The organism is Arthrobacter gengyunqii (assembly GCF_023022985.1).
Classification (GTDB): domain Bacteria; phylum Actinomycetota; class Actinomycetes; order Actinomycetales; family Micrococcaceae; genus Arthrobacter_B; species Arthrobacter_B gengyunqii.
The window spans coordinates 2,248,632-2,273,175 of record NZ_CP095461.1 but is presented as its reverse complement, the minus strand read 5'-3'; the positions used below and the strand labels follow the sequence as shown (position 1 = coordinate 2,273,175).

The window sequence follows — 24,544 nt, the reverse complement described above, 5'->3', positions numbered from 1 at the left end:
CTGAGACGCCCGTCCAACGGGCCGCCAAGCCCACTCCAACCGCGGATTACAGGGGGGAATCCCCCAAAGAGCGCGGGGGATTATTGGGGGGGGTTGGCTCCGAGAAGCAGTTCTCCTGCACAGAGAAGGGGCCCAGCCCGGACAACTGCCGGAACGGGCCCCTGGAGAATCTGGTATCGCTACCGCTGGCGGAAGAGCTTGCTGTGCTTGCGGATCAGAGCAATATGATTCGGGTGCAGCTCAGGGCTGCGCGGGCCGAGCAGGTTCACCACCGGCTCGTACCATCTCATGACGCAGACCGCGTTGAGCCGTCCGAAGGAGATGATGTCATCCTTGGAGAGGTCCTCGCCGTTAATGAGGCGAACAACGGCGTCTTCGGCTTGCGCAGTTTTGATTGCCAGGGTCAGGTCGGCGCCGGCGAGCTGGGTGTCCTCCCATGGGCGCAGAGGCTCGCCTGGGCGATGGTTGGAGGATACTTGAATGCCTTCAGGAAGATTATCCATGCCTAATCCTAGCAATCGTCCCAACCTTCCTGGGTGTAGCCGTTGACGGTGACGGTCACGTACACGCGGGTCCCATTGGGGCCAGCGTGCCCGGTCGAAGTACCGCTGGAACCGATGCCATAAATTCCCGTAGTCAGGACTCCCGCATAGTGGGCAGCAGTGGTGCTGGCAAGGGGGTCTGAGAAGGAGCCGCCGCCCCCGTCGAATCCGCCGCCTGTTTCATACCGGTAGTCAGCGTAGACCGCATATGTGGTCTCAGGGGCTCCGGCATTGTAATTCACATTCCATTGGTAATGCTTATCTTCATGGCAGGTGACGTTTACCGACAAAACGTCGTCCGAAAGCGGCGCGACGGCTTCAGTCTCTGTGCCGGCCTGCGGTGTGGCTTGGGTCGGTGCTGCGGACGCACCGGTAAGGGCGGCCATGGCCGATGCATGCGGCTGCGAATGTTCCGATTCGTCCGGTAATTGCTGGTCATATTCTTTTGCCGGATGTGCCGCACCGGCTTCGTCATCAATAGCGGAGACATCAGCATCGGCACAGTCTTCAGCGCAGAATTCTCCGGCTTCAGCTGCGCCGGCGACCACGCTCACTAAAGCTGTGGGCACAACGTAGTGTGCGGACAGCAAAGGTCAGAGCTGCAGAGCCCGGTCGGGAGGAAATCGTGATCAAGCGGGGGAAACGTCGTTTGAACTGGCTACTACTTGCTGTTGCCGTCGCGGGTTAATGCAGTTTTGGGGCGTCGCCGTCCACCATGATCTTGGCGGGAGTCCTATGGGGTCTGGCGGTGTGGCTCATCTACGTATGGCGGCGCGAAGACCGGCGAGCATAAGGCCAGGCCATGGAACGCGGGGAGTGCCGAGGCGGACAGATGACGTGTCCGGCCAGGGATCCCCAGGGCGTCGTGGCGAGAGACGGAGTTACGCCCAATTCGTTAGAGCAAGCAGTTGGGCCGCCACCTCTGACGGTTGGAGCTGGTCGGTATCGATCCGGTGCACGGAGGCCGGAGCTTCCTTATCGAGCAGGTTCGCCATAAAGGCACTATGACCGATCAGAGAGGGGTCGATTGCTCCGTGATTTCGGCGCTCCAACCGTGGACGAGCGTATTCGTCGCTGCTGCGCAGCAGAACCGCCGTGACGAGTGGATCATCGCCCAGAGCTGCCACCAAGCTGGACAGTGTAAGGACGGCCGCCGTATTGGTGTAGATGAGTCGGTGGTAACCCAGTGATCGGTAGGCGGTCCACATCGCGGCCAGGTTCTGCTCGGCGAGGCTGTCTGCGGGAAATGCCACATGTGGTGCGGGATGGGCTAGGTCGAGGTAATCGCCCTCGATGACGGCGTGCTGGACGTCGTGTCCAATGAGTTGTTCGTGCAGGGCCAATGCAGCGGTGGACTTGCCGACGCCGGAACGGCCGCTGATGAAAAGGACGTGGGAGCGCATTCGCCTAACTGTTCTATCCGATACCTCGCAAATGCAAGGACCGTCCGATCTAGGATCGGCTTGCGGACAGGTCTATCAAAAATCAACGTGGTGATTAGACTCCTGGTATGCGTGAGCCCCAGCGGCAGGTCAGAACTTGAGCCCGTCATCCTCGTCCCGTTATGGAAATAGGTTCCAAGCTTGGTGTGGAATCCTTGTCGGCGTATGCATTTTTCTCCCGCCCATCCTGCGCCTAAGTTATGAGGGATGGACGGGGCCAAACATATTTTTCGTAGCTATTGGTGCCATCTTGATCCTCGGGTGGCCATTTCGGCTGAATTTCATGAATCGGGGCAAACAAGAGCGGACGCCATTGGGGCCAGACGAAGGCAAAAGACACTAGCGACGGGATCCTGAGCTCGCCTTCACGCTCGCCGATCGTCGCTCCACCATACGTAGAAAAGCGATACCGCTAGGCTCCCAGAGGAGTACCGCCACAATGATGGTGGACAGCGACGGCCCAAGACTGCATTCACCCGCCACAGCAACAAAATCAGTACAGGTGCCCGACCGCGAGAATATTGCCACAACGCCTGCCACACCGCCGCAATGGCAGCAAGTAGTAAGACGAAACGATCACTGAGGGATCAGCTAACGGACACTGGCTTGGTCGAACCCGGTGAAGTCTCTACGATCGCGATATGACTAATCCGCTGCCTCCATCCGCGCAGATCGTTTCAGAGATCGAGCTGGTACTAGTCGACCACGCGAGAGAAACTATATCGATGCGACCACCGACGCCGGTCCTGGTGAAGATGGCATACACACCATGGGTGCTGCCGTGAGAGCTGCGGACGGGCGGATATTCACGGGTGTGAACCTCTATCACTTCACCGGTGGGCCTTGCGCAGAGCTGGTCGCGCTCGGAGCTGCCCGCGCCGCGGGAGCAACAGAACTGACACACATTGTTGCAGTGGGGAACCATGGGCGTGGCGTGAAGAGCCCTTGTGGGCGGGATCGGCAAATCCTCGCCGATCACTACCCTGAGGTGCGTGTGATTGTGCCGTCGTCTGAGGGGCTCGTGAGCGTTCTTGCCAGCGACCTGCTACCGCTAGCCTTCGATTATCACGCCGAGCAGGTCTAGCCGAAAACCCGCGAACGTCCCTCGACAGCACCAGTCATGCGCCCATTCAGGAATCCCTTGAGGAACGACCCATGATGAGGGCGAACTCGTGTGGTTAATACCGTCAGCACAATGAACAGGAGGTTGCGGAGTCCGCGGCGCATTCCGACCCGTATGCGTTCGCATCTCACCCTCCAATTGGGGTTGATCTCGCCGCGCTAGTATCCACCCATGACCATTGCGAAGAATTACCGGCGTTTCGCGGAACTCGAAGCACACGGCGTTTCCGACATTTATGAGGACTGGGCCCTCGGCGTCGCCGAAGATCCGTCGGTGCAGGCACTGGTGGGCGGGCTTCCGCCGGCTAAGCGGCAACCGAACCTGGTCTTCGCCGCTGCACGGTCCCAGGGCGCACCCCTCGGAGACTACGAGAACTTCCGAACCTGGCTTCTCCGCAACTGGCAGAACGTGGACCCGGTCATCCGCACCCGCTCCACCCAGACCAACGAGGCCGGTCGGTGCGCGGTCCTCCTTCCCGAACTAGCTGTACCCGGCCAGGACGTTGGTAACGGCGTGTCTGGTTGAACGAAGGAGAACCTCCGGATGGGATGTGGCTTGTCAAAGGCCCACTCCAACCCGGAGGTTCTCGTGTCCCACAGTAATGCCCGTTTGACCGTTTATGGCCGGCTGCTGATCGTCCATCGCCACCAGTCTGGCTGGAAACAGGCCCATATCGCGGCCGCTATGGGTGTCTCACGCAAGTGCGTGAAGACCTGGATCGACCGCTACGACGCTGAAGGCGAAGCAGGGCTGGCCACACGATCCTCCCGGCCGCACACGATGCCAACGCGCACCAGCACCGAGGTTGAGCAGAAGGTTCTCGCTGCCCGTGCCGAGCATCGCGCCGGGCCCGACGTGCTCGGACCGATGCTGGGCGTCCCGGCGCGAACGGTGTCCCGGATCCTTCGCCGCCATGGCACGGCCTTCCTGCGTGACTGCGACCCGATCACCGGAGAGGTGATCCGCTCATCGAAGGCCACTGCCGTGCGGTACGAGCGCGAAACGCCCGGCGAGCTGGTGCACATGGACGTCAAAAAGCTCGGCAAGATCCCCGACGGCGGCGGCTGGAAGGCCCACGGGCGGCAAATGGGCTCCACGAACGCGCGCAAGCAGATCAAAGTCGGCTACGACTACGTCCACTCCGTGATCGATGATCACTCCCGGCTGGCCTACAGCGAGATCCTGCCCGACGAGAAGGGACCGACCTGCGCGGGGTTCCTGGAACGTGCCATCACCTACTTCGCTTCACACGGCATCACACGGATCGAGCGCTTGATGACCGACAACGCCTGGGCCTACCGCTACTCGCTGCGTGATCTCTGCGCCGCCTACGGCATCACGCAGAAGTTCATCAAACCGCACTGCCCCTGGCAGAACGGCAAGGTGGAGCGCCTGAACCGCACCCTGGCCACCGAATGGGCCTACCGACGGATCTTCACCAGCAACGACGAGCGGGCAGCGGCACTTGCGCCATGGCTCGAGCACTACAACAATGAACGACGCCACAGCGCACTCGGAGGCAAACCACCCATCAGCCGCCTGCTACCAACCTAATGGCCGGGTACAACTAGCCGCCATCGAAGGACCGGTCGCATTGCTGGAAGTTGGAGCCTCAGCCGGGCTCTGCCTTTACCCGGACCGATACAGCTACACCTACCAGCGGGGGGATGGACAGGTCCGGGTGGATCCGCCGCAGGCTACGGATGTGGTGCTCGAATGCGAATGGCGAGGCAATGCCACTGTCCCAACGAAGGTTCCCGAGGTGATCTGGCGCGCGGGTATCGATATAAACCCCATCGACATCAGCGACCGGGAGAACCTGCAGTGGTTGGAGACGCTCATCTGGCCTGAACACGAGGCCAGGCGCCAGCGCCTCCACGCCGCCGCGGCTGTGGTCGCCGCTGATCCGCCGATGCTCGTGGCCGGTGACCTGAACCAGGAGATCGGGAGGCTGGCACGGTTGGCGCCGCCGGAGGCCACTTTGGTCATCTTCCACAGCGCTGTGCTCGTATACCTCACGCGCCCTGAGCGGCAGCAATTCGTGGACCAGGTGAATGCCCTTGACTGCGTCTGGCTAAGTAACGAAGGCCTGCCGGTCTTGCCCGAGATCACCGCCCGGATCCCTACCCGGACGATGCCAAAAGACGGTGCCTTTGTTCTGGCCAGAAACGGTTGCCCGATCGCGCTCACCGGGCCCCATGGACAATACTCCCAGTCCCTAACCTGATTTTCCCTTGTCCCGGGGAGATCATTAGAGTGCTTCGTTGGCCCCGCCCGCGAAGGCGCCCGCTGACCATCCCCTTGCGTGCGGACGGCATTGCGCAGGGCGTACTTAGGCAGCACCTATGGCAGCGAACCGATGGTCGCATGAGGTCCCGGCGCGCACATTGCCTGCCCGCAGGGATGATTAGGCCCTCCAGGGAAGTCTTTGGTGCAAGGTATGCAGGGTCACGGTTCCGCCGTAAATGAGGCAGGTTCCAAGTTCCGAGAAACCCCATCGTGTATACATTTCTTTGACTTGGGGTGCTTGCCCAAAAACGCCTAGGACAGCATCGTGTTCGGTTCGGCTCGAGAGAAGTTCGCGGATGCACTGTTTGGCTATCCCATGGCCTCGAAAGCTCTCGCGGACAGCTAGTTCCTGGACGATCACGGTCCTCGATGGCATGATTGCCGCGTCTCGCGCTGGCAGCATTGCGTCTAGTCGTCGCCGCCAGGAGATATCTTGGTCAAGCCTTTGTGAGAGCGCAAAGCCGATCACCTGCTTGTCGTGGCTCGCCGCGACGAGTCGTCCACCAGGACTAGCGAGTTGATCGGGTCCCCATTGGGCGATGCTGTGTAGGTCGCTTGGTGATTCGTTGTAAGGAGGGGCCGCGAAGCTCGAGACGAAGAGATCCGCGATCTCACTCCAGACTTCATCCGGGGCAACGTTCTCAAACCGGACGTAATCAACTTCCTGATGGATCTCTCTCATGGTGGCTCAGACTATCTCCTGCAACCCCGGAGAGGGTTTACACGCAGCGGCACGCCTCATCGTTAGACCATCGGCTACCGCCATACGACACTCGAAACTAATCGCTTCTGGACGATCGCTGAGGCATCCTGTATCGCGACATTTCCCAGATGACTTAACGTTCCGATTCAGACGGTTCCTTCTGCGTCTTTGCCGTCCAAACGAGTGGGTGTGGCACGGTTCTGGAGAGTCCTGAGGACTTTCTGAACGGCTGTTCGGTACAGGCTTTCGGGGCGGCAGAGGATGTCGACGTGTCTGCTGAGGTGTACATCGCGCAGTGGTTTGAGGACTATGCGGCTGCCGGGCTGAGGTGCTGCGGTGTAGCGGGGCATGAGCGCGACGGCGGGACTGTTAGCGATAATCGCGGCGGCAACGAAGAACTCGTTGATCCGGTGCGTTATGTTCAGGGACTTGCCTGCATGCACGGCGATGCTGTGCAGAGCTGATACCAGTGGAAATCCATCCTGAACAGACACCCATTCCTCATCGATAAGCTCCGCGACACCGACGGTGGATTGACCGGCCAGAGGATGTCGATCCGACATCGCGACGTCCAAGGGTTCACGCACCAGGGGTAGCACTGTCAGGGACGACGGCCAGGGCGCGCTGTGCTCGAGGCGGTGAGCGATCACGAGGTCATAGTCAGCTGCGAGGGCGGGAAAGGCATCTTGCCCTACGTCCCGGTCGTGACAAACAAGGCGGGGATTCCCCTCACCAGCAAGGTCTCCCAGAAGTGGGCCGAAGTAGGTCAGGGCGGCGCTGTTGAATGCGCAGATCCTCACTGTCGCGGTCGGGTCCTGCACGTACCGGCTCACGGCCTGCTCCGCGGAGCTCATAGCGACGCTGATCTGGGTGGCTGCTTCGGCCAATGCCTGCCCGGCACCGGTGAGGACCAAGTTTCGACCTCGGCGTTCTGTCAGGGGCACCTCGACCCGGCGCTGTAACGCGGTGAGCTGCTGGGACACAGCAGATGGTGAAACGTGGAATGCCCGCGCCACAGCAGCCAGACTCCCGCGCTCTCCCAGCTCCCTAAGCATTCGCAATTGATTCACATCCATAAGTGAACGCTAAACCATCACTTCAGAAATTGCCCTCTCGTCTAATTGATAAGGACCGGGGACACTCGAAAAGTGCCATCTTTCCTTTCACCCCTAACCTCACCGAACTCCTTCGCCCAGCGTTTACGACAGGGCTCGCATGGTCGTTTCCTGACCTTGATCATTACGCGACGCGTCGATGTCCTTCTCCTGCTGGTCGCCGTGGTGTGGGGTAGCAGCTACCTGGCAGCGAAAACTCTCACAGACACCGTCGGCGTCACCGTAATCCTCTCCCTGCGGTTCCTCATCACCACCGCTGCGCTGGTCGTAATCGCGCTCATATGGAACCGGCGCAAGGCGGGACTGCGTGAGAGTGTCATCGGCGTCGTGCTCGGCCTCACTCAGGCGGCCGTACTGATCCTGGAAACCCATGGGATCGCCGGCACCAGTGCCACGAATGCCGGCTTGATCATCAGCCTCGTCGTCGTTTTCACCCCAGTCGCCGAGAGCATCGCCTTCCGGGTGAAGCTACCGCGCATGGTACTCGGCGCCGGCGTGATCGCCGTCGTCGGTGTGTGTCTGCTCGTTTCCGAGGATGGGCTCGCTACCCCGACTCCTGGCGACACACTGATGCTCGCCTCCGCGATCGTCCGTGCAATCCACGTCACCGCTGTCTCCGGCCTTACCCGAGGACGGGACTACAGCCCGCTGACTCTGACTCTGGCACAAAGCGCCGTCTGCGCCGTCGTCTACACCGCCGCGGACCATACCGGCGTCCTTGCCGCTATCAGAACCTTCAACCCGGCACAGTGGCTCGGTGTCCTCTACCTGGGCTTGGCCTGCAGCGTCTTCGCGTTCCTCGTCCAAACCTGGGCCATCCAGCAGACCTCTGCTTCACGAGCCAGCCTCCTCATGGGCACCGAACCCATCTGGGCAGTCCTCATCGGACTCACCGTCGGACAGGACACCCTCGCCCTCATCGGGCTCCTCGGCGCCGTACTCATCATCACCGGCACCTACCTCGGATTACGAGCCGAAACCCGCCACCGAAACCAACAAGAAGCGACGCTCCCGTATGCAAGCGGGCCAATCTAGTCCTCACCAAGGACGCCGACCACTCGGTCCGGCGAATGCTGCTGCGCAAGACACGAATCTTCGGTGAGGGCTGCGCCGCGGGTCCTGGGGCGGTTACTCTGGCGAGATGTTAAAGGGATTCAAAGACTTCATCATGAAGGGCAATGTCCTGGACCTGGCGGTTGCTGTAATCATCGGCGCAGCGTTTACGACCGTCGTCAACGCCCTGGTCAACTCCGTGCTTATGCCGTTCATCTCCGGACTCGTCGGTTCGCCGAACTTCGACAGTTTCGCGGCGGTTACCTTCAACGGGAACCAGATTCAGTTCGGGGTCCTGCTGACCGCCGTCGTGAACTTCCTGCTCGTCGCGGCTGCCGTGTACTTCGCGATCGTGCTGCCGATGAACAAAATGATCGAACGGCGCAACCGCAGACTTGGGATCTCTCCGGAACAGAGCGCGGATCCGCAGGTGATGCTGCTGACCGAGATCCGGGATGCGCTCACTTCGCAGCCGCCGAACGGGACAGCACAGTCCCCGGGCGGGCCGAAAAACTAATGGGGTTCCGGCCGGGCCGGAACTAGAGGAGAAGGTCTACCGCTCGTCGTAATCCACGGATTCGGCGTCGATCATCGGATCAGGCTGCCATTGGAGGATGCCCTCGACGGATCCGGCTGGCAGCGCATCTTAAAAGCTGCTCCGTGAGATGGCTTCCTCTATCGGAACGCATGGAAATGCTCTTGCTCTCACACTGTTTCGTTCCCATTGAATCCTGGCGCCAATAGGGTGACTTCATGACACTCAAATTAGGCATGGTCACGATCAACACCACAGACGCCGAACTGCTCGCTCGCTGGTGGGCCGAGCAGACCAATGCGGAGATCACCCAGACCAACGAGGGCTGGTTCGTGGTCCTCGAGGGCGGCGGACTGCCGGTGATGCTCGCTTTCCAAAAGGTTGACGACCAGTCCGTCGGAAAGAACAGCATCCATCTCGATCTGGCCGCTCCCGACCTCGACGCCGAGGTCGATCGCTTGCTCACTGCCGGGGCGACCCTGGTCGAGCGCCGGGGCGAGAAAAGCTTTCGGTGGGTCACGCTCGCTGACCCTCACGGCAACGAGTTCGACGTAGCCGAACAGGCCTGAGTGCTATAGGCCCGGTCGACGTCGGTCAGGCTCGTCCCGGCACTCCCATTGCCCGGCCTCTGCTCGCCGATCGTCGCTCCACCATGCGTAGAGAAGCCACACCGCCAAGCCCCAAAGGAGTACCACCAAGATGATGGTGGACGGCGACGGCCCAAGACTGCATTCACCCGCCACGGCAACAGAGTCAGTACAGGTTCCCGACCGCCAGAACATCGCCACAACGCCTGCAATCGACGCCGCAATGGCAGCAAGTAGCCAGTTGAAACGACGTTTCCCCCGCTTGATCACGATTTCCTCCCGACGAGGCCCGCCGCTCTGACCTTGCTGTCCGCACACTACGTTGTGCCCGCCGCAGGGTCCACGCAGCCGACCTTGCATGCTTCCGAGATCACTCGAAAGTAGTCGTTCTAGGTAACCACCGAGGGGCCGGCTTACGGGCAGGACCGGGGCCGTGACCAGTAGGATCAAGCGGTAAATATGGCCGAGAAAAGTTAAGGAGCTGTGAAAGGTTTGGGTCATGCGTGTTGAGCTAACTAGATTCCGTGTTCAGGCTGGGAAACAGGAAGAGGTAGCTGAATGGATGGAGTTCTTGCGGTCGCATATGGAGGCTGTGCAGGAGACCCTCGAGCCAGAGCAAATGTACGTGGAAACGATTTTCTCGGAGACTCTCGACGGCATCGACTATCTCTATTGGTACAGCGTGCGGGGCGAGGGTGGTACTGACCTTTATGAGTCTTCGCACTGGCTTGATGCCAAACACATCGAGTTCTGGAAGTCCTGCATTGATCCTGCTTTTACTCCTGTCGACCTCACTGCGCAGGTGACGATGATGCCCGCCCGTGTCATCGACTCCATGCATCCGCTGCCGCAGAAGCAATCTCCTGGGTCCTTACCAGAGCGGAAACACTGAGCGTATGAGCCGGTCGCAGGCCTGCGTCTCGCTGGAGGATCCTGGTGGAACGCCAGCATGTCTGCGCGCCAGATGAACAGTGGGTTGCTGTGGACTTCTACCCCCTTAGGCAGAAATACACCATCCCGAGTACGCCTCGGTAGCCCTCTTCATATGCAGCGCGCTGTTCCTCATATTGCCGACGGACCTGCCCTGCGGCGGGATGGTGGGCATCATGTGCTTCTAGCCAGCGGGTAAACCTGTCGCGATATCCGGCCTCGAAGGCGTCCCACTCCTGAACGCTTGCCTGGTCGCCGTCCACCACCTCGAAACCAACGGCACGGATCTGCTCGCGTAGCGCATCCGCTGTCAGGTACTCGTCATCACGTCCAGCCAGAGGGGCGGTAGCAGCCGGATGAGGTGTTGCTGACCAGATCGCCTCGCCGTAGACGAGTCGGCCGCCGGGGAGCACCAGGGCTCGAAGGGCGCGCAGGGCTGCGGCGTAGTCGAGCGGCTGCGCGTCCTCTACCGGCGGCCCCCAGATCTGGCTCGCGCCGATGCAGATGACGGCATCTGCGGGGCGAGCCTCAGCTTCTGCCCCGTGCGTCGAATCAAACGTCGCTCTGTTGTGCAGCCCACGAGCCAATGCCTGTTGCTTCGCCCGGTCGATGGTTGCGGAAGCACTGTCCACTCCGCGTCCCCGTGCCTGCGGGGCCGCCGTCAAAACCCGAAGCAGCAGTTCGCCCCATCCGCACCCCATGTCCAGAACCTCAGCCGGCGCCGGGTCGGACAAGAACGCCACAAGGTGAGCGGCACGTTCCTCGGAAAGCGGAGTGAGCCAGGTCAGGGACTCATATAGGGGCGGCAGTTCAAGCAAAGTGTCGTCGGTCACTCAGTGATGTTCTCACGATTCATAGAAGCGGCTGCTTGGGATATCCGCTCGTCCGGCAACGGACCTCTGAACGGCATGACACCGAGGCGATGGGTAACTTGGACGGCTCGAGAGTCAATTAGCCATCGGGCGGCGATGCGGCGGCTCTACTTACGGGCATCCTCGGGACCCTTCAAATCCATCATCTGGTCCAGGACCAGGGAGCTCATGGCCGCGATGACCGCCATCACACGCCGCGGCCGAGCCACCCCGCGCCGGAGCAACCATGTTTCAAGCCGCTCATCCAGCACCAGGCTCACTGCCAAGACCCCGCTCACGGTGATGCCCACCGTCGCCGCCAGCACGGCCAATCCGATTGCCGGCAGCCTTGCCGGGCGGGCGTCTGCGCGCACATAGGAAGGGAGGGGTGCGGTGCCCGCAGCGCCGTCGGTGGAGCGGGAAGCGGCCGGAGTGACAAGATCGATTCTTCCGGCGGAAGCCTTCTCCCTCCCTTTCTGACTGCCCTTCCACACGGCTGCCCCGGCGATGATGCCAATGGCGGCGCCGGGCGCAAGAACGTAGGAGCGGCGCACCCCCGGGGACCAACCGGCCGGGCTTTTGAGGGTGAGCACACCGGATACAGCGGCAAGCGTGAGCGACAGCGGAAGATTCTTCATGGCCAACACGGTACATGGCGCACGGCCAGGACGAAGTGATCCCACATCCGTACACGGGTCCTTCTATCGCACGGGTTTGATGGTAATCAGTTCGGCTGGAGTGGCGTCCAAGACGTCACAGATTGCCGTATGAGTGGTGAATCGGATGGCTTTGGCCTCGTTTGTGCGGTTCGTTGCCGGCGTGGTCAGCTCCCCGGAATTGAGGCTCAGGCGGTCCGGGCCGCGAACGGACGCCGTGGGTGGCGGAGCGGGAGTCACGTGGCTGGTCCGTTCAATCAGGTGTCGGATTGATCTGGTTCGGACGATCCGGATGCCGCTGAACGGAGCCGCGCCCAGTGGGCCAGCCGTTCGGCAATGGCCCGCTCGTACCCGCGCGCAGTGGGTTGGTAGAAGGTTTCCCTCGGCATGCCGTCGGGGAAATAGTTCGCGCCTGAGAATCCGGTTTCGGTGTCGGGGTCGTATTGGTAGCCGTCGCCGTAGCCCAGGTCTTTCATCAGCCGGGTGGGGGCATTCAGGATGTGCGCCGGCGGCATCAATGACCCGGTTCGCTTCGCAGCAGCACGCGCCTTGTTGAACCCGCGGTACACGCCGATGGACTTCGGCGCGGTGGCGAGGTAGACGACGGCCTGCGCGATGGCGAGTTCGCCTTCGGGCGAGCCGAGGCGTTCATACACGTCCCAGGCTGCGAGTGCCTGCTGTACGGCTTGGGGGTCGGCCATGCCGACATCTTCGTTTGCGAACCGGGTAATGCGGCGGGCGATGAACAGGGGGTCCTCACCGCCGTCGAGCATCCGCGCCAACCAGTACAGTGCCGCGTCCGGGTCCGAGCCCCGCATGGCCTTGTGCAGGGCGGAGATCAGGTTGTAATGACCTTCCTGCCCCTTGTCATACAGAGGCGCACGTTTCTGCACCGCCGCAGCAAGGGCCGCCGAATCCACGGGCGCCGGAAGGGCCTGGACCTGCTGGATCATGTTCAGCAGATAGCGGCCGTCACCGTCCGCCATCGCAACCAGCGCCTGCCGGGCCTCATCCGTCAGCGGCAGAGGTGCGCCGAGGAGGTCCTCGGCACGGGCGATGAGGGTCTCAAGTGCGCCGTCGTCGAGGCGTTTCAACACGAAGACCTGGGTTCGGGAAAGGAGCGCCCCGTTGAGCTCAAAGCTCGGGTTCTCCGTTGTTGCACCGACGAGGACGACGGTGCCGTCCTCGACGTAAGGCAGGAACGAGTCCTGCTGGGCGCGGTTGAACCGGTGGATCTCATCGACGAACAGCATCGTGCCCTGGCCGACCTCACGCCGGCGTTGCGCCGCGGAGAACACCTTGCGGAGGTCAGCGACGCCCGAGAAGGTGGCTGAGAGCGGTTCGAACGCCAGATCGGTCTGCTCGGCGAGAAGCCTGGCGATCGTGGTCTTTCCGCACCCCGGCGGACCCCACAAGACCATTGACACAAGCCGGTGCGCATCCACCATCCGGCCGATCGGAGCATCCGGTGCGAGCAGATGGGCCTGCCCGACGACGTCCGCCAGGCTGCGGGGCCGAAGCCGGTCGGCCAAGGGCCGGGAGGCGTCGTCGACCTCGAAAAGAGATGGCGTGTCGTCGTTCACGACCCGCGCACTTTCCACGCGTCCAGGTGCGGGGTGAACGGACGCCCGTGGCTCACGTCGTCAAGCGATGCCGCTGTGTCGGAAAGCTCGTGAATCCTTGCCCGCGCGTGCTGCTGCAATTCCCCGCCAATCATCCGATCTCCTCCGTCCAGAGATACATTACGAGGAAATCCGCCACTGCGGGGACTCTAACCCGAAGGAGGAAGACCCCGAAGGCGCAGACCCATGCCTGACATGATGCGCGCAATCCGGAGGAAGGGTCTGGTTAGACTCGGGGCATGAGAATGGGGATCGATGATGTTCTGGTCGGCGGACAGGCTGGCTCTCTGTGATGGCAGGGCCTAGTGGACAAGCCGGCTCGGTGACTGCGGGTCTGGTGCTCGGTCTCGGACTAGCGGTCGCCGGCTGGTTTGCCATAGGACCCGACCACCTCGTCTACGCGTTTGTTGTCCAGGGCGCCTTTCTCTTCATGGCGCTCCTGACTGGTCCGGTACTGGTGGACGTTGCCCGCCAGCGCTACCGGGTCAGACCATTCGAGCCCCGGATCTACACGCTGCTGGGAGCGGAGGCATTCCGGCGCTTACTCGACGTCGTCGGCTGGAACAGGATCATTAAGCAGATGCGTCGGACAGAGCAAGGAACGTCAGGAAAAGCCCGCTTCCTTAGAGGGACCGAGCAGTCCGAAACCGGTCACCTTCTCGGCTTTTCCGCTACCGCAGTACTGGCCATCATGGCCGTGGCGACATCACACCCTCGAGGTGCTGCACAGATTCTGTTGATCGGGGTAATCCTGCACTTGTATCCCGTCATGATCCAACGCATGACCCGCTTCAAAATCACGAACCGTCGAACCAACATCGAGGAAAGCGGACGCTGAAGGGTTGGCTTGCGAACGCAGTGTCAGGACTGCGCGAGTGTCAAGGGCGGGCCTGAGCATCCGGCCTCGGTATGGAAGGCACGGGCGGCAGAGAAGAACTCATAAACCCCGGAAGTCTCGCAGTTGCTGGCGATTAAGTAGCTGTAACCCATGATTGCCACGGTAAAACCGACGACGATGATAGCGAGCAGGATCCAATTGCGCTGATTACGGCTGATGTAATCCGTCATAATTCCCCCTAGTCGATGATTCTAAAGGTTTCACTATATGCACCGATGGATCACAAGCTCCGCCATGTTGCGATCAATGCACCCACTAGGGGGGCAATGCAAACGTCAGCCGCCGCTGCTGGGTGCTACGCCGTCGCCGGGTCCATGCTCGACGAGCGGGCCTGACGCGCCGTTCATGCGGGTACCCTGCTCAGTTGTAGCGGCCATTACCAGCACACCAAACTCGAAGCCTGAATACCGGGTCCGTCTAAACAGGCCGGCCTTCGGTTCAGCGTACGCACCGGGCCCGATTGCAGATACGAAGACGTCGTTCTCCTCGTCACCACTGGCAATGAAGGTCACCCGGCGCTCGAATATTTCCGACTCGAAGCGGGCGCGTAGCTCAACCACGAACTCGCCACCGATTTCCACATCAGGATGCAGAGCACCCAAGTCGCCCAAGGTGACTTCGCCGGAGGGCTTCAGAGTCCCGTCTGCCTGCCGGATTAATATCTCCGCGCGACCTTCTCGAACCTTGCCATCTTTCACCCATGAGACGTCGTCACGCGGATAAGATCCCAGGGTCACCTCGCCTACCTGCACAACACCGTCTCCTTACCGAAGCTAGAGGGCACAACGTTACGACGGTATCGGAGGTCCGATCCAATATGTAAAGCGGCCCTCGGAACCCACCGCTCTCAAGCGGACGGTGGCGGAAGCTGAAAGATGAAGCGGTCGGAGGGTGACCACACATGCTGGTCGTCGCAGCTGTAGCCACGCAGCCACGCGCGCCCGTCTACGACGCGGAGATAAAAGCCCTGCACGACCAAGACGGATTTACTCGGACGAATCGGGTTAATCAGCTACGGTCACTTCTCGACCGAGGATCATTGTTATGAGGTCGTCCAGAGTTCCGTGGCACTTCTCCACTTCAGGGAGGTGGTAGAACGTGCTGGTGGTCCCAGGGTCATCTATGACTGCGGCCGGGGAATGCAGGATTATTCTTCTGCCTTGAGCGATCGCGATGCCAAGCTCAACATGCGTGCCCTTCCCTCCCGGAAGGAGGACCACGACGAGGTCGGCGCCAATTACTGCATCTCTCTCTTGCTGGCCGATGGAGCGCAGATCGCCGATGGTGACTGAACTCCCGTCGAGTGCGGACGCGTTCTCGGTCCAGTCGTACGTGTTGACGTAGCCCATGTTTTCCAAGGTTTGGGCGATGTACCGGACGTTGACGATATTCCTGAAGCTCGACGCTACATAGAATCTTTTCAAGCTTTCTGCCTCCTGGTTGTCTACAGTCACTGACATGGATTTCATGGATATTGACGGGGCAAAGATAGCGTTCAGGGTTACGGGTTCCGGTCCTGCGTTGCTTGCACCGGAATGTAACTACACGTGGTTTCCCGAGCTGGTGGAGCTGATGGCGCGTCGATTCACCGTCATTATTGCCTCGCCCCGCGACGTCGGAGCCAGCACGCGAACTCGCGGACCATACAATCCTGACCGCTGGGCCGAGGACTTGAGGCGTGTTGCTCTGAACCTCGGGTTTCCCCGTTTTCTGTTCTTCGGCTATTCGTTCACCGGCGCATTCGGCCCCTGGGTGGCACAGCGGTTGGCCGAGCATGGGTCTGTTGTGGCCGTTGCCGCTGGTGGTTTTCCCCTGCTTGGAGACTACGGGATCACCTCCCGCGACGTTGATGCGCAGATGGCGGAAATGGAGCAGGACGAAGCTATCTGGACGCAGATTGATCAAAGGTTCGATCCTCTGGCCGGTGCCATTTTCTACCGTGAGCTCGCCAGATTAGCCCCGAATTCCCTGGTTGATCGTGCTCCCAGTCCGCTCTATTGCTTTTGGGGCGACCAGGATCATGATGCTGTCGGGATGGTCCTGCCTCATGGTGAGTTGGCTCAGGGTTTGAGTTCCCGGGGTGTCCCGTGGAAGCAGTATTCAGGGTACGACCACGAGGGCCTCAGCGGTGAGTTGCAGGTTGCATGGCCAGATGTCGAGACGTGGCTCCTGGAACAGGCCCGTGAACAAGCCCTTTGAACGGGTGTGCCTCATGGGCGTGGTTGGGGATCTGATCCTCTTTCACGCAACCAGCTGGTTTGCGTTTCCATGAAGTAGTGCCGGCTACTGCGCGCCCCGTCGGTAATCAAGAACGGAGCATGTGAGGAAGGCAGAAGCAGCTACGAGCATGATGATGATCGACGCTGGCCCCCACCATTGGGGCAGCTGTTCAGCGAGTATCATCGTGCCCACCCCGAAAACCATCGAGACACCGAACAGGTAGCGGCTCCAAGCAGTCATATGCAGAGCCTAACCGCCGCATGCTCGGACGACAAAGGTCTCCCGGCAGGAGGGTCCTAGCCACGGACACGGCACTTTCGATGAAATCGAGCAGCGTCTCGCGGTCGAACGAGTGTCCCGGGTTAGCGGGCGTCCACGCGTTCCTGGTGTTTGCGTCCGGCCCGGGCAGCGAGGAACAACAGGGACCCGATCACTACATACACAGCGGCGCTGAGCCAGATGGTTCCGGTTTGCTGGGTGAGGAGTGCGATGCTCGCAATGATCGCGAGGATTGGCATGATGCGGGGGGCTGTGAAGTGGTCGTGGTCGACTTTGTCCTTTTTGAGGACGAGGACGCTGACGTTGGCAGAAAGGAACACCAGGAGCAGGAGCAGCACTGTGGTTTCCGCCAATGTGGCGACATTTCCAGTGAGGGTAAGGACGATCGTCAAACCGGCAATGACGACGATGGAGACCCAGGGGGTGCGGCGGCCCGGCAGCACGCGGCCAAAGGCGCGGGGGAGCAGCTCGGCTTCGGCTAATCCGTAGCCAACACGGCTGGCCATGACCATGAACAGCAGCGCCCCGTTGGAAATGGCGATCAGGGCGATGATGCTGAATAATCCGGGCGGTATGCCGACGCCGCTGGCGGCAACAACGTCGAGCAGAGGTCCGGTGGATTCGGCCAGGTCCGTCGGAGGCAGGACAATCACCGCGCCGACAGCGATGAGGAGGTAAACAACCCCGGCGGTGCTGATGGCGCCGAACAGCGCGCGGGGGTAGGCCTTGGACGGGTTACGTACTTCCTCGGCCATGTTTGCTGCCGCCTCGAAGCCGAGGAAGGAGAAAAAAGCGACGATCGATGCGGCGAAGGCACCTTGAAGGGGCGGTACGTCCGGTGCGAACTCGAGGAGGCGGGACGGGTCCCCGTTGCCGGAGGTGAAGACGATGGCGGCGACGACGATGACGATGACGAGACCGGTTACCTCGATGATGGAGGCCACAAGGTTCGCGCCGAGGGACTCCCGGACGCCGCGAAGGTTGATCAGAGTCAGCAAGATGATGAACACAATTGCTGCGGGGGCGGCCGGCACGTCGATGATCGCTGTCAGGTAATCGCCCGCGAAGGCATTCGCGAGGGCAGCGGCTGTGGTGATTCCGGAGGCCATCATGAGGAAGCCAACGAGGAATGACACGTAGGGGATGCCAAAAGCCCGGTCAGCGTAACGTGCGGCTCCGCCGGCGTGAGGGTACTTGGTGATCAGCTCCGCGTATGTCGCGGCGGTGAGCAGTGCGACGACCAGTGCGATCAGCAGGGGTATCCAGATCGCGCCGCCGACATCGGCGGCCATGGTACCCACAAGGGTGTAAATGCCGGCGCCGAGGGTGTCGCCCACGATGAACGCGAACAGCAGCGGTGCACCGATTGCCCGCTTCAGTCCGGTTGGTTTATTTGATGTGGTGGCGCCGGGATCTTTGGTCACGGGACTATTGGAGGCCGTTTGCTGTCCCCGCGCAACTACTTGGGCGAAATTCAGGGTACGAGAAACAATAAACAGGTAGGTGACCGTCTACCGGTTCACAGGGCCATCTTCATTCACCCCGGTGATGTGGAGATCGTCGAACATTAGCCCACGGCCCAGCTGGCGGTCATCCTCAGAATTCTCCGAGTGCCTTGCTGAACAGCACATAGTCCCCGTCCTGTCCCGTGATTTCATAGGTTGCGTCCTCATAGAGCAGGCGGGCCTGGTTGTTCCGGTGAACGCCGAGTTTCGCTACGCGGGCTCCGCGTTGGCTGGTTTCCTGCTCAAACGCAGCCAGGAGGAGCCGCCCGAGCCCGTGGCGACGATGGCTGTCCGAGACATGGATCGAGACCAGCGTGGCGCTCTCACCCTCGACAGCCCACATGGCATACCCGAGCGGCTGCCCGTCTTCGTCGACACAGACCAGCGTGTTTGGGAGGTAGTCGATCCAGTCTGCGAGGTTCACCTCGATGGCGGACATCCAACCCGGGACCTCATCCGGCTCGATGGTTTCCATGTACTCGAGCTCCTTGCTGAAGATGAACGGCAGATCCTTTACTTCGGCGGGTCGAAGGCGCGTTGACGTGGTCATGGACCCGAGCATCTCACGGCGGGTCATCGGCGGAGGCGCCGCCACATCGGTGAGCTCTTAGAAGACCGTGGTGTCATCTCCGAGCAGGGATGATCTGATGTTCGCCAGCGCTTCGGCTTTGACGCCGGCACCGCGCAACCAGTCGTCCGTGACTGCAGCCATCGCACCCTGGATGCATTCCAAGGCGGTCGTCCCGGCTCGTTGCAGGGCAGCCTCCCCCTTTTCCACGGCGGACGGTTCGCGTGCTTGAAGGTTGCGGGCGCTTTGCAGATAGTCCTCGGTGATCCCTTCTCCTGTCGCGCCGGCGAGGGCGAGCAGGAGCAACGACATGATGCCGGTCCTGTCGTGGCCGCGACCGCAGTGCACCAGAACCGGCCTCTCCGCTGTTCCAAGAACGTTCAGCGCTGTGCCGTGCAGCTCGGGCCAGCGTTCCAGCGCGTCTTTGAAATACAGGGGAGTGCCCCACAAGCCGGTCCGTGCCCAGCGTTCCATGAAGTCGTCGTCGGCGCCGTCTTCGATCGGTACACGAAGCAGCTCCGCGGATATGTGCTCAGGGGCTTCGACGGGACGGTTCGCCCGAAACGCGGCTTCTCCTTCCAGGCCTCCCGTCTCCAGCGATACGACGGTGCGGATACCGTAAGAAGCCAACTGATCCCATCCTGCCGGTGTGAGCATTTGAGGATGGTCTGAGCGCGCAAAAGCGCCTGCAACTGTATAACCGCCGTTTCCCAGCGGGATTCCACCAAGATCCCTGGCATTGGCCAGTCCGGCCCATTCGAGCTTCATCGTCATGTTTGTCCCTTCAACGTGGCGGTGGATTGGTCACGACCATACAGGGGTCATCAGTTACTCCCGACCAGGCCTGGCCCGTTATGTCCGTTGTGCCCGTCGGACCTTGGGAACGCGCTGAGATATGGTCATGATCACGGCCACCATTTGGAGCGCCGTCGGTGTCGGACTGATCACCGGGCGGCAGCCGAACAGTGACTCGGGGGAACAGTGAAAACGCGTGAAGCGATAACGACAGTGCTGCTGATAGCAGGAGTGCTTGTGTCGAGCGGCTGCAGCATCGAAAGCGGCGCGGCCGCGAAGCCGGAACCTTCGCCCTTGGAAGAATCCGCTATGGGCTATGAGGGATGGTGGAACGCAACTCCGGTTTCAGGCGACGCCACAGGGCTGCCTGACGAAACGGTCGCCGTTCGCACGGACACCGGTGACATTGTGGATGCTTCCACCCGGGACGCCAGCGGAAAGGCAGAGGCGGTGAACCCGGACGACGTCGACTACACAGTGGTGGCGGACCCGGCGTGGCCTCGGCAGTCAGTCGTCATCATCGACACGGAAACCAACGAAGTCATCGAGAGTTTCCCCATCGATTCAACGGGCACACCCGTTGGCTGAGCCGATCGGTCGGGGTGTTGACATGAATGTTGACGCCCCGGCCGGTGCTGTGGCGGGCCGTCCGTCTTCCCGTGGACGTATCGGGAGCACAATCGCAATCCTCGCCGGCACGGTACTGTGCCTGCTGCCCGCCGCATTCTTCGGAACCGCTCTGGGCACCTACCCGAACCGCATGGTCTGCACTCCGGAGACCGGGTATGGTTCCGGCTGTTATGAGGGCGAATTGATGCTCAGCGGTTTAATGTTTGGATTCGTTTTCCTCTTTTGCGCGGCATTCTGCTTCGCATTGACGATGGCTTACCGTGACACTCTTCCCAAATGGCGGAAGTGGCTGCCCTTCGAGGTATTTGCCGGCGTCGTGCTCATGACCGTGGCAGCACTGGCGTTCACTGTTGGAACGACTTCCGGGCAATACCTGTGATATTTGATGACGCTCAGGAAATGTCTTCCAAACGAAATCCTCAGGTGATTGTGCTGAACGGAGGCTCGAGCTCCGGGAAGTCCTCAATCAGCCGGGCTCTCCAGGAAATACTGCCGGGCCTCTGGCTGACCTTCGGCGTCGACACATTCATTGAGGCACTTCCCAACGGGGGTGATAGTCCACGGGCGGGGATTACCTATGAGCGGGACGGCGGGATCACCCTTAGTGCTGAGTACCGTGCCCTGGAGCGCAGTTGGTACACCGGGCTGAGAAGTATGGCGACGGCGGGGGCCCACCTGATTCTTGATGAGGTTCTCCTGTCCGGCGGAGCCGGCCAGGAGCGTTTACGATCAATGTTTGGCGACGTGTTCATGATGTGGGTGGGAGTGCGCTGCGCCCCTGAGGTGGCCGCGTCCCGGGAAGCACAACGGCCTGACCGGGTAGAGGGAATGGCGCGGGAGCAAGCCCTGAGCGTGCACAACGGAATGGTCTACGACTTTGAGGTCAACACCACGAATCGTTCGATCAATGACTGTGCGCACGACGTCGCGGGCTGGCTCGCGCTCGACCCCGGGTGAGGGCTTTAAAGCTCCCCGCTGCTCTTATTTCACTTCGGTGAAACGTGTGCCAAGCGGTTCAGACAGGGCTGACAGATCCAACGGTTCAGGATCGGTGGTGCCGACCCCCACCTCGGAGAAATCAACGACAAACCAGTTCCTGCCCTCGGCAAAATAGACGGACCCCTCGGATCCCGCGGCATCGCCCATCACGTTGTATGCCTCGTCGCGCGCCTCTGCTGATTCAAAGTAAAAGATCTCTACGGTTTGTGTACACTTCACGGATTCGGCGGGGATCCGCCCGGTGCTGCCCATGACCGCGGTGGGGGAGGGTGGATCCTCCAGACAGTCGAGCTGGTTGGCCACAGCCTGCCGGGCATCTTCCAACGAGCTGAACGAGGACAAATCATCCGTGGATGGCTGATCCGCGGCACAGCCGGAGCTTGCTCCGATGAGGAGCACGAACATACCTGCGGCAACTCGGTTTTTCAGAAGCATCGCATCCCCATCCCTGTAGTGCTGGCTATCCTTGCACACCCGGCGTTCCTGCAGCCTCAGAACCGGAAGAAGGAATCGATCTCCTGTTTGATGTCGTCCACGTAGACCTCGGTTCGTTCGTCGAAGAACGAAACCCTGTCCTGCAGTTGGGTGGAATCGGGCAGCACCTTCTCGTAGGACCAGGCCAGGTCCGTTCCCTCCGGCTTGCCCCTGACCGACCAGTAGGACGCCGTTCCCTTGTACGGGCACACCGATTGGGTGAGGGAAACGCCGAGGGCGTCCCAGTCGACGTCGTCCCGCGGGAAGTAGGTGCGCACCGGGAGCATGGTCTCGTAGACCAGGAGCGGCTCCCGGGTTTCCGCCAGCAACTGTCCGTCCAGATGTACCCGCACCGCGCGTGACGAGGGGCGGGCGTCCACCCGATGGAACGGATCGCGGGGATGGCCCTCAATCACCTGGTCCTCTTCCAACCAGGTATCAAAGGCATCAAAGTCCAGTAGGATGCGACCGTTCAGGTCCGGGTCCTCGGGGCGGAACGCCGCACCGGGAAGGTCGTGCAAGCCGGTCCGCAGATCCAGGCGCTCGCCCGGCGTGGTGTGCGCGGCAAAGGGATAGCGCGGGTCCATGAGCGCCTCCGGCGGCACCTCGGCGAGCGGATCTTTATCCGGGAGGTTCAAGGCGGGCGTCAGGACGCCTGCGATGTCCGCTGCCGGCACGGCGTAAAGAGGGGTGACCCGCCGTGGCTCATAGACCAGCAACGCGTCAGAAGAATCAACTGCTGTGTTGCCCCCGAGCTGAGCCCGGATGCGCCGCGGCGTGGGTTCGTAACGCAACTGCGGGATGAACTTCCAAAAGGCGGGGCTGATTTGGAGGGCCATGGCTCCAGTGTCTGGCGGCGGAATGCCGGAATCAAGGCCTGCAGGAATCAACCTGGAGAACGATTCTTTCCGCACGCCGGGGCTGATGCCTCCTCGGAAGGAAACACCAGCCCCGCAGTGCAGCGCAACAGGTCAGTGACCGCGGGCGATCCATTCCTCCAGCTGCGGCGCCTCGGCGCCGATGGTGGTGGCATCGCCGTGGCCGGTCAGCACCCGGGTCTCGGACGGCAGGGTCAGCAGCCGTTCGCGGATGGACTTGATGATGGTGGGGAAGTCGCTGTAGGACCGGCCCGTGGCACCGGGTCCGCCGCTGAAGAGCGTGTCACCGCTGAAGACCACCGGGGAACCGTCGCCGGGTGCGTCGGCGGCCAGCAGGAAGCACACCGATCCGGGGGAGTGCCCCGGGGTGTGCAGGGCCTGCAGGGTAATTCCGGCCACCTCGAAGATGTCGCCGTCCTGGATCTCGTCGTCGGGCCCTTCGTCCGGGAACACCGCATCCCAGAGCATCCGGTCCGCCGCGTGCAGGAACACCGGGGCGCTGAAGCGTTCCCGGGCTTCGCCGACGGCGCGGATGTGGTCGTCGTGGCCGTGCGTGAGCAGGATGGCCATGACTTCGCGGTCGCCGACAGCGGCAGCCACGGCGTCGATATCGTGCGCGGGATCAATGATGATCACCTGCGCATCGTCACCGACGATCCACACGTTGTTGTCCACCTCCCAGGTGCCGCCGTCGAGCGAGAACGTGCCCGAGGTGATGACGTTGTCGATGTTCACGCCCATTTAGAGGACCACCACCGAACGCAGGACCTTGCCGTCATGCATCTTGGTGAAGGCTTCCTCAATGTCCTTCAGGCCGATGCGCTCGGTGACAAAGGCGTCCAGATCCAGGCGGCCCAGCTTGTACTGCTCCACCAGCATCGGGAAGTCGCGCGAGGGCAGGCAGTCGCCGTACCAGGAGGACTTCAGCGAGCCGCCGCGGCCAAACACGTCCGCCAGCGGCAGTTCGATCTTCATCTCCGGATTGGGCACGCCCACCAGGACCACGCGGCCGGCGAGGTCGCGCGCGTAGAAGGCCTGCTTGTAGGTTTCGGGGCGGCCGACGGCGTCAATCACCACATCGGCACCGTTGCCGTCAGTGAGGGCGCGGATGGCCTCGACCGGGTCTTCTTCCTTGGAGTTGATGACGTGGGTGGCACCCTGCGCCTTGGCCAGTTCCAGCTTCTTGGCGTCGATGTCCACGGCGATGATGGTGGTGGCTCCGGCCAGCTGCGCGCCGGCAACTGCGGCAATGCCCACGCCGCCGCAGCCGATGACGGCCACTGATTCGCCGCGCTGCACCTCACCGGTGTTGATGGCGGCACCGATGCCGGCCATGATGCCGCAGCCGAGCAGGCCCACCGCGGCGGCGTCGACGTCGTCGTCCACCTTGGTGCACTGGCCGGCGGCAACCAGGGTCTTCTCGGCGAACGCGCCGATGCCCAGGGCGGCGGTCAGCTCGGTGCCGTCCTCCAGCGTCATCTTCTGCGTGGCGTTGTGCGTGTTGAAGCAGTACTGGGGCTCACCCTTGCGGCAGGCACGGCACTCGCCGCAGACGGCGCGCCAGTTCAGGACCACGCGGTCGCCGGGGGCAACCTCGGTGACGTCGGGGCCGACGGCGGAAACCACGCCGGTGGCTTCATGGCCCAGCAGGAACGGATAGTCATCATTGATGGCACCCTGCTTGTAGTGCAGGTCCGTGTGGCAGACACCGCAGGTGAGGATGTCCACCAGGGCTTCTCCGGGGCCGGGATCCGGAACCAGGATGGTCTCCAGGGAGACCGGGGCGTTCTTTTCCTTGACGACTACTGCCTGAACCTTGTGAACCATATGCGTGGTGCTGCCTCTCGGGG

30 protein-coding genes are annotated in these 24,544 nt (G+C 61.7%); 12 read left to right on the top strand and 18 right to left on the bottom strand.

Going from position 1 to position 24,544, the window contains the following annotated elements; translation table 11 throughout:
• Positions 1 to 179 precede the first annotated feature (179 nt).
• The 3 genes from MUG94_RS10360 to MUG94_RS10350 form a co-directional block, all read right to left on the bottom strand.
• The gene (locus MUG94_RS10360) at positions 180 to 503 is read right to left on the bottom strand and encodes a hypothetical protein (RefSeq protein WP_104053963.1); all 324 of its coding nucleotides are present in this window, start codon (positions 501 to 503) and stop codon (positions 180 to 182) included.
• Positions 504 to 511: 8 nt separating this feature from the next.
• A complete protein-coding gene (locus MUG94_RS10355; RefSeq protein WP_227909314.1) occupies positions 512 to 1,096 on the bottom strand; it encodes a hypothetical protein in 585 nt (194 codons plus the stop codon).
• Positions 1,097 to 1,423: 327 nt separating this feature from the next.
• Positions 1,424 to 1,945 carry an adenylyl-sulfate kinase gene (locus MUG94_RS10350; RefSeq protein ID WP_227909313.1) on the bottom strand — a complete coding sequence of 174 codons (522 nt, stop codon included), beginning with the start codon at positions 1,943 to 1,945 and terminating at the stop codon, positions 1,424 to 1,426.
• Positions 1,946 to 3,278: 1,333 nt separating this feature from the next.
• Here MUG94_RS10350 and MUG94_RS10345 point away from each other — a divergent pair.
• The 3 genes from MUG94_RS10345 (at position 3,279) to MUG94_RS10335 (ending at position 5,334) form a co-directional block, all read left to right on the top strand.
• Positions 3,279 to 3,632 (top strand): DUF2332 family protein, encoded by a 354-nt coding sequence (locus tag MUG94_RS10345; RefSeq protein WP_227909312.1) that lies wholly within the window; start codon positions 3,279 to 3,281, stop codon positions 3,630 to 3,632.
• 63 nt (positions 3,633 to 3,695) lie between these two features.
• A complete protein-coding gene (locus MUG94_RS10340; RefSeq protein ID WP_247098808.1) occupies positions 3,696 to 4,661 on the top strand; it encodes an IS481 family transposase in 966 nt (321 codons plus the stop codon).
• The gene (locus MUG94_RS10335) at positions 4,600 to 5,334 is read left to right on the top strand and encodes a DUF2332 family protein (RefSeq protein WP_227907568.1); all 735 of its coding nucleotides are present in this window, start codon (positions 4,600 to 4,602) and stop codon (positions 5,332 to 5,334) included. The genes MUG94_RS10340 and MUG94_RS10335 overlap by 62 nt, the downstream gene beginning before the upstream one ends.
• Positions 5,335 to 5,514: 180 nt before the next feature.
• On the opposite strand, the gene MUG94_RS17335 is transcribed toward MUG94_RS10335, so the two are convergent.
• Complete coding sequence (locus MUG94_RS17335; protein WP_227907569.1) at positions 5,515 to 6,078, bottom strand: GNAT family N-acetyltransferase; 564 nt, start codon at positions 6,076 to 6,078, stop codon at positions 5,515 to 5,517.
• 167 nt (positions 6,079 to 6,245) lie between these two features.
• Positions 6,246 to 7,175 (bottom strand): LysR family transcriptional regulator, encoded by a 930-nt coding sequence (locus MUG94_RS10330; RefSeq protein WP_227907570.1) that lies wholly within the window; start codon positions 7,173 to 7,175, stop codon positions 6,246 to 6,248.
• Positions 7,176 to 7,247: 72 nt separating this feature from the next.
• Here MUG94_RS10330 and MUG94_RS10325 point away from each other — a divergent pair, with 72 nt between their 5' ends.
• The 4 genes from MUG94_RS10325 to MUG94_RS10310 all read left to right on the top strand — a co-directional run bounded on the left by MUG94_RS10325 (position 7,248) and on the right by MUG94_RS10310 (position 10,281).
• Complete coding sequence (locus MUG94_RS10325) at positions 7,248 to 8,249, top strand: DMT family transporter (protein ID WP_247098806.1); 1,002 nt, start codon at positions 7,248 to 7,250, stop codon at positions 8,247 to 8,249.
• Positions 8,250 to 8,355: 106 nt separating this feature from the next.
• Positions 8,356 to 8,784 carry a large conductance mechanosensitive channel protein MscL gene (gene mscL, locus MUG94_RS10320; protein WP_227890079.1) on the top strand — a complete coding sequence of 143 codons (429 nt, stop codon included), beginning with the start codon at positions 8,356 to 8,358 and terminating at the stop codon, positions 8,782 to 8,784.
• Between the two features lie 236 nt (positions 8,785 to 9,020).
• The gene (locus tag MUG94_RS10315) at positions 9,021 to 9,371 is read left to right on the top strand and encodes a VOC family protein (RefSeq protein WP_227907572.1); all 351 of its coding nucleotides are present in this window, start codon (positions 9,021 to 9,023) and stop codon (positions 9,369 to 9,371) included.
• A gap of 517 nt (positions 9,372 to 9,888) precedes the next feature.
• Positions 9,889 to 10,281: a DUF6176 family protein gene (locus MUG94_RS10310; protein ID WP_227907573.1), complete on the top strand. Its 393-nt coding sequence runs from the start codon at positions 9,889 to 9,891 to the stop codon at positions 10,279 to 10,281.
• Positions 10,282 to 10,378: 97 nt separating this feature from the next.
• On the opposite strand, the gene MUG94_RS10305 is transcribed toward MUG94_RS10310, so the two are convergent.
• From MUG94_RS10305 to MUG94_RS10295, 3 genes are all read right to left on the bottom strand, one after another.
• Positions 10,379 to 11,152: an SAM-dependent methyltransferase gene (locus MUG94_RS10305; RefSeq protein ID WP_227907574.1), complete on the bottom strand. Its 774-nt coding sequence runs from the start codon at positions 11,150 to 11,152 to the stop codon at positions 10,379 to 10,381.
• Between the two features lie 146 nt (positions 11,153 to 11,298).
• On the bottom strand, positions 11,299 to 11,808 hold the full coding sequence (locus tag MUG94_RS10300; RefSeq protein ID WP_227907575.1) for a hypothetical protein: 510 nt from the start codon (positions 11,806 to 11,808) through the stop codon (positions 11,299 to 11,301).
• Between the two features lie 275 nt (positions 11,809 to 12,083).
• Positions 12,084 to 13,409, bottom strand: a complete 1,326-nt coding sequence (locus tag MUG94_RS10295; RefSeq protein WP_227907576.1) for a replication-associated recombination protein A — start codon at positions 13,407 to 13,409, stop codon at positions 12,084 to 12,086.
• A gap of 361 nt (positions 13,410 to 13,770) precedes the next feature.
• Between MUG94_RS10295 and MUG94_RS10290 the strand changes: the two genes are divergently transcribed.
• The gene (locus tag MUG94_RS10290; RefSeq protein ID WP_227907577.1) at positions 13,771 to 14,286 is read left to right on the top strand and encodes a glycosyl-4,4'-diaponeurosporenoate acyltransferase CrtO family protein; all 516 of its coding nucleotides are present in this window, start codon (positions 13,771 to 13,773) and stop codon (positions 14,284 to 14,286) included.
• A 23-nt stretch (positions 14,287 to 14,309) separates the two neighbouring features.
• Here the strand turns inward: MUG94_RS10290 and MUG94_RS10285 are convergent, their stop codons facing one another.
• The 3 genes from MUG94_RS10285 to MUG94_RS10275 form a co-directional block, all read right to left on the bottom strand.
• Positions 14,310 to 14,516 (bottom strand): hypothetical protein, encoded by a 207-nt coding sequence (locus tag MUG94_RS10285; RefSeq protein WP_227907578.1) that lies wholly within the window; start codon positions 14,514 to 14,516, stop codon positions 14,310 to 14,312.
• A 105-nt stretch (positions 14,517 to 14,621) separates the two neighbouring features.
• Positions 14,622 to 15,098 carry a hypothetical protein gene (locus MUG94_RS10280; RefSeq protein ID WP_227907579.1) on the bottom strand — a complete coding sequence of 159 codons (477 nt, stop codon included), beginning with the start codon at positions 15,096 to 15,098 and terminating at the stop codon, positions 14,622 to 14,624.
• A gap of 252 nt (positions 15,099 to 15,350) precedes the next feature.
• Positions 15,351 to 15,800 carry a TIR domain-containing protein gene (locus MUG94_RS10275; RefSeq protein WP_227907580.1) on the bottom strand — a complete coding sequence of 150 codons (450 nt, stop codon included), beginning with the start codon at positions 15,798 to 15,800 and terminating at the stop codon, positions 15,351 to 15,353.
• Between the two features lie 4 nt (positions 15,801 to 15,804).
• Here MUG94_RS10275 and MUG94_RS10270 point away from each other — a divergent pair, with 4 nt between their 5' ends.
• Complete coding sequence (locus MUG94_RS10270) at positions 15,805 to 16,545, top strand: alpha/beta fold hydrolase (protein WP_227907581.1); 741 nt, start codon at positions 15,805 to 15,807, stop codon at positions 16,543 to 16,545.
• 383 nt (positions 16,546 to 16,928) lie between these two features.
• Here MUG94_RS10270 and MUG94_RS10265 read toward each other — a convergent pair whose 3' ends face one another.
• From MUG94_RS10265 to MUG94_RS10255, 3 genes are all read right to left on the bottom strand, one after another.
• Complete coding sequence (locus MUG94_RS10265; protein WP_227907582.1) at positions 16,929 to 18,269, bottom strand: APC family permease; 1,341 nt, start codon at positions 18,267 to 18,269, stop codon at positions 16,929 to 16,931.
• Between the two features lie 172 nt (positions 18,270 to 18,441).
• Complete coding sequence (locus tag MUG94_RS10260) at positions 18,442 to 18,900, bottom strand: GNAT family N-acetyltransferase (protein WP_227907583.1); 459 nt, start codon at positions 18,898 to 18,900, stop codon at positions 18,442 to 18,444.
• Positions 18,901 to 18,957: 57 nt separating this feature from the next.
• Complete coding sequence (locus tag MUG94_RS10255) at positions 18,958 to 19,692, bottom strand: tyrosine-protein phosphatase (protein WP_227907584.1); 735 nt, start codon at positions 19,690 to 19,692, stop codon at positions 18,958 to 18,960.
• A gap of 315 nt (positions 19,693 to 20,007) precedes the next feature.
• On the opposite strand from MUG94_RS10255, the gene MUG94_RS10250 reads away from it, so the two are divergent.
• From MUG94_RS10250 to MUG94_RS10240, 3 genes are read left to right on the top strand one after another with little or no spacing between them, the layout of a single operon-like run.
• Positions 20,008 to 20,301 carry a hypothetical protein gene (locus MUG94_RS10250; protein WP_227890061.1) on the top strand — a complete coding sequence of 98 codons (294 nt, stop codon included), beginning with the start codon at positions 20,008 to 20,010 and terminating at the stop codon, positions 20,299 to 20,301.
• A gap of 22 nt (positions 20,302 to 20,323) precedes the next feature.
• Positions 20,324 to 20,722 carry a hypothetical protein gene (locus MUG94_RS10245; protein ID WP_227907585.1) on the top strand — a complete coding sequence of 133 codons (399 nt, stop codon included), beginning with the start codon at positions 20,324 to 20,326 and terminating at the stop codon, positions 20,720 to 20,722.
• Positions 20,723 to 20,742: 20 nt separating this feature from the next.
• Positions 20,743 to 21,300, top strand: a complete 558-nt coding sequence (locus MUG94_RS10240) for a chloramphenicol phosphotransferase CPT family protein (RefSeq protein WP_227907586.1) — start codon at positions 20,743 to 20,745, stop codon at positions 21,298 to 21,300.
• A 24-nt stretch (positions 21,301 to 21,324) separates the two neighbouring features.
• Here the strand turns inward: MUG94_RS10240 and MUG94_RS10235 are convergent, their stop codons facing one another.
• The 4 genes from MUG94_RS10235 to MUG94_RS10220 form a co-directional block, all read right to left on the bottom strand.
• On the bottom strand, positions 21,325 to 21,777 hold the full coding sequence (locus MUG94_RS10235; RefSeq protein WP_227907587.1) for a hypothetical protein: 453 nt from the start codon (positions 21,775 to 21,777) through the stop codon (positions 21,325 to 21,327).
• Positions 21,778 to 21,833: 56 nt separating this feature from the next.
• Positions 21,834 to 22,655, bottom strand: coding sequence for a DUF427 domain-containing protein (locus tag MUG94_RS10230; protein ID WP_227907588.1), 822 nt, complete (start codon positions 22,653 to 22,655; stop codon positions 21,834 to 21,836).
• Positions 22,656 to 22,787: 132 nt separating this feature from the next.
• Positions 22,788 to 23,435 carry an MBL fold metallo-hydrolase gene (locus MUG94_RS10225; RefSeq protein WP_227907589.1) on the bottom strand — a complete coding sequence of 216 codons (648 nt, stop codon included), beginning with the start codon at positions 23,433 to 23,435 and terminating at the stop codon, positions 22,788 to 22,790.
• Positions 23,436 to 24,521 carry an S-(hydroxymethyl)mycothiol dehydrogenase gene (locus tag MUG94_RS10220; protein WP_227907590.1) on the bottom strand — a complete coding sequence of 362 codons (1,086 nt, stop codon included), beginning with the start codon at positions 24,519 to 24,521 and terminating at the stop codon, positions 23,436 to 23,438. It lies immediately after the preceding gene.
• Positions 24,522 to 24,544: the final 23 nt, after the last annotated feature.

Bases quoted from the DNA above. Each gene is read 5' to 3' on its own strand.
- MUG94_RS10270 (WP_227907581.1), top strand. From the start codon at position 15,805: ATGGATTTCATGGATATTGACGGGGCAAAGATAGCGTTCAGGGTTACG.
- MUG94_RS10225 (WP_227907589.1), bottom strand. From the start codon at position 23,435: ATGGGCGTGAACATCGACAACGTCATCACCTCGGGCACGTTCTCGCTC.
- mscL (WP_227890079.1), top strand. From the start codon at position 8,356: ATGTTAAAGGGATTCAAAGACTTCATCATGAAGGGCAATGTCCTGGAC.
- MUG94_RS10300 (WP_227907575.1), bottom strand. From the start codon at position 11,808: ATGAAGAATCTTCCGCTGTCGCTCACGCTTGCCGCTGTATCCGGTGTG.
- MUG94_RS10335 (WP_227907568.1), top strand. From the start codon at position 4,600: ATGAACGACGCCACAGCGCACTCGGAGGCAAACCACCCATCAGCCGCC.
- MUG94_RS10235 (WP_227907587.1), bottom strand. From the start codon at position 21,777: ATGCTTCTGAAAAACCGAGTTGCCGCAGGTATGTTCGTGCTCCTCATC.
- MUG94_RS10360 (WP_104053963.1), bottom strand. From the start codon at position 503: ATGGATAATCTTCCTGAAGGCATTCAAGTATCCTCCAACCATCGCCCA.
- MUG94_RS10230 (WP_227907588.1), bottom strand. From the start codon at position 22,655: ATGGCCCTCCAAATCAGCCCCGCCTTTTGGAAGTTCATCCCGCAGTTG.
- MUG94_RS10310 (WP_227907573.1), top strand. From the start codon at position 9,889: ATGCGTGTTGAGCTAACTAGATTCCGTGTTCAGGCTGGGAAACAGGAA.
- MUG94_RS10240 (WP_227907586.1), top strand. From the start codon at position 20,743: ATGTCTTCCAAACGAAATCCTCAGGTGATTGTGCTGAACGGAGGCTCG.
- MUG94_RS10345 (WP_227909312.1), top strand. From the start codon at position 3,279: ATGACCATTGCGAAGAATTACCGGCGTTTCGCGGAACTCGAAGCACAC.
- MUG94_RS10285 (WP_227907578.1), bottom strand. From the start codon at position 14,516: ATGACGGATTACATCAGCCGTAATCAGCGCAATTGGATCCTGCTCGCT.
- MUG94_RS10245 (WP_227907585.1), top strand. From the start codon at position 20,324: ATGAATGTTGACGCCCCGGCCGGTGCTGTGGCGGGCCGTCCGTCTTCC.
- MUG94_RS10255 (WP_227907584.1), bottom strand. From the start codon at position 19,692: ATGACGATGAAGCTCGAATGGGCCGGACTGGCCAATGCCAGGGATCTT.
- MUG94_RS10330 (WP_227907570.1), bottom strand. From the start codon at position 7,175: ATGGATGTGAATCAATTGCGAATGCTTAGGGAGCTGGGAGAGCGCGGG.
- MUG94_RS10350 (WP_227909313.1), bottom strand. From the start codon at position 1,945: ATGCGCTCCCACGTCCTTTTCATCAGCGGCCGTTCCGGCGTCGGCAAG.
- MUG94_RS10315 (WP_227907572.1), top strand. From the start codon at position 9,021: ATGACACTCAAATTAGGCATGGTCACGATCAACACCACAGACGCCGAA.
- MUG94_RS17335 (WP_227907569.1), bottom strand. From the start codon at position 6,078: ATGAGAGAGATCCATCAGGAAGTTGATTACGTCCGGTTTGAGAACGTT.
- MUG94_RS10260 (WP_227907583.1), bottom strand. From the start codon at position 18,900: ATGACCACGTCAACGCGCCTTCGACCCGCCGAAGTAAAGGATCTGCCG.
- MUG94_RS10220 (WP_227907590.1), bottom strand. From the start codon at position 24,521: ATGGTTCACAAGGTTCAGGCAGTAGTCGTCAAGGAAAAGAACGCCCCG.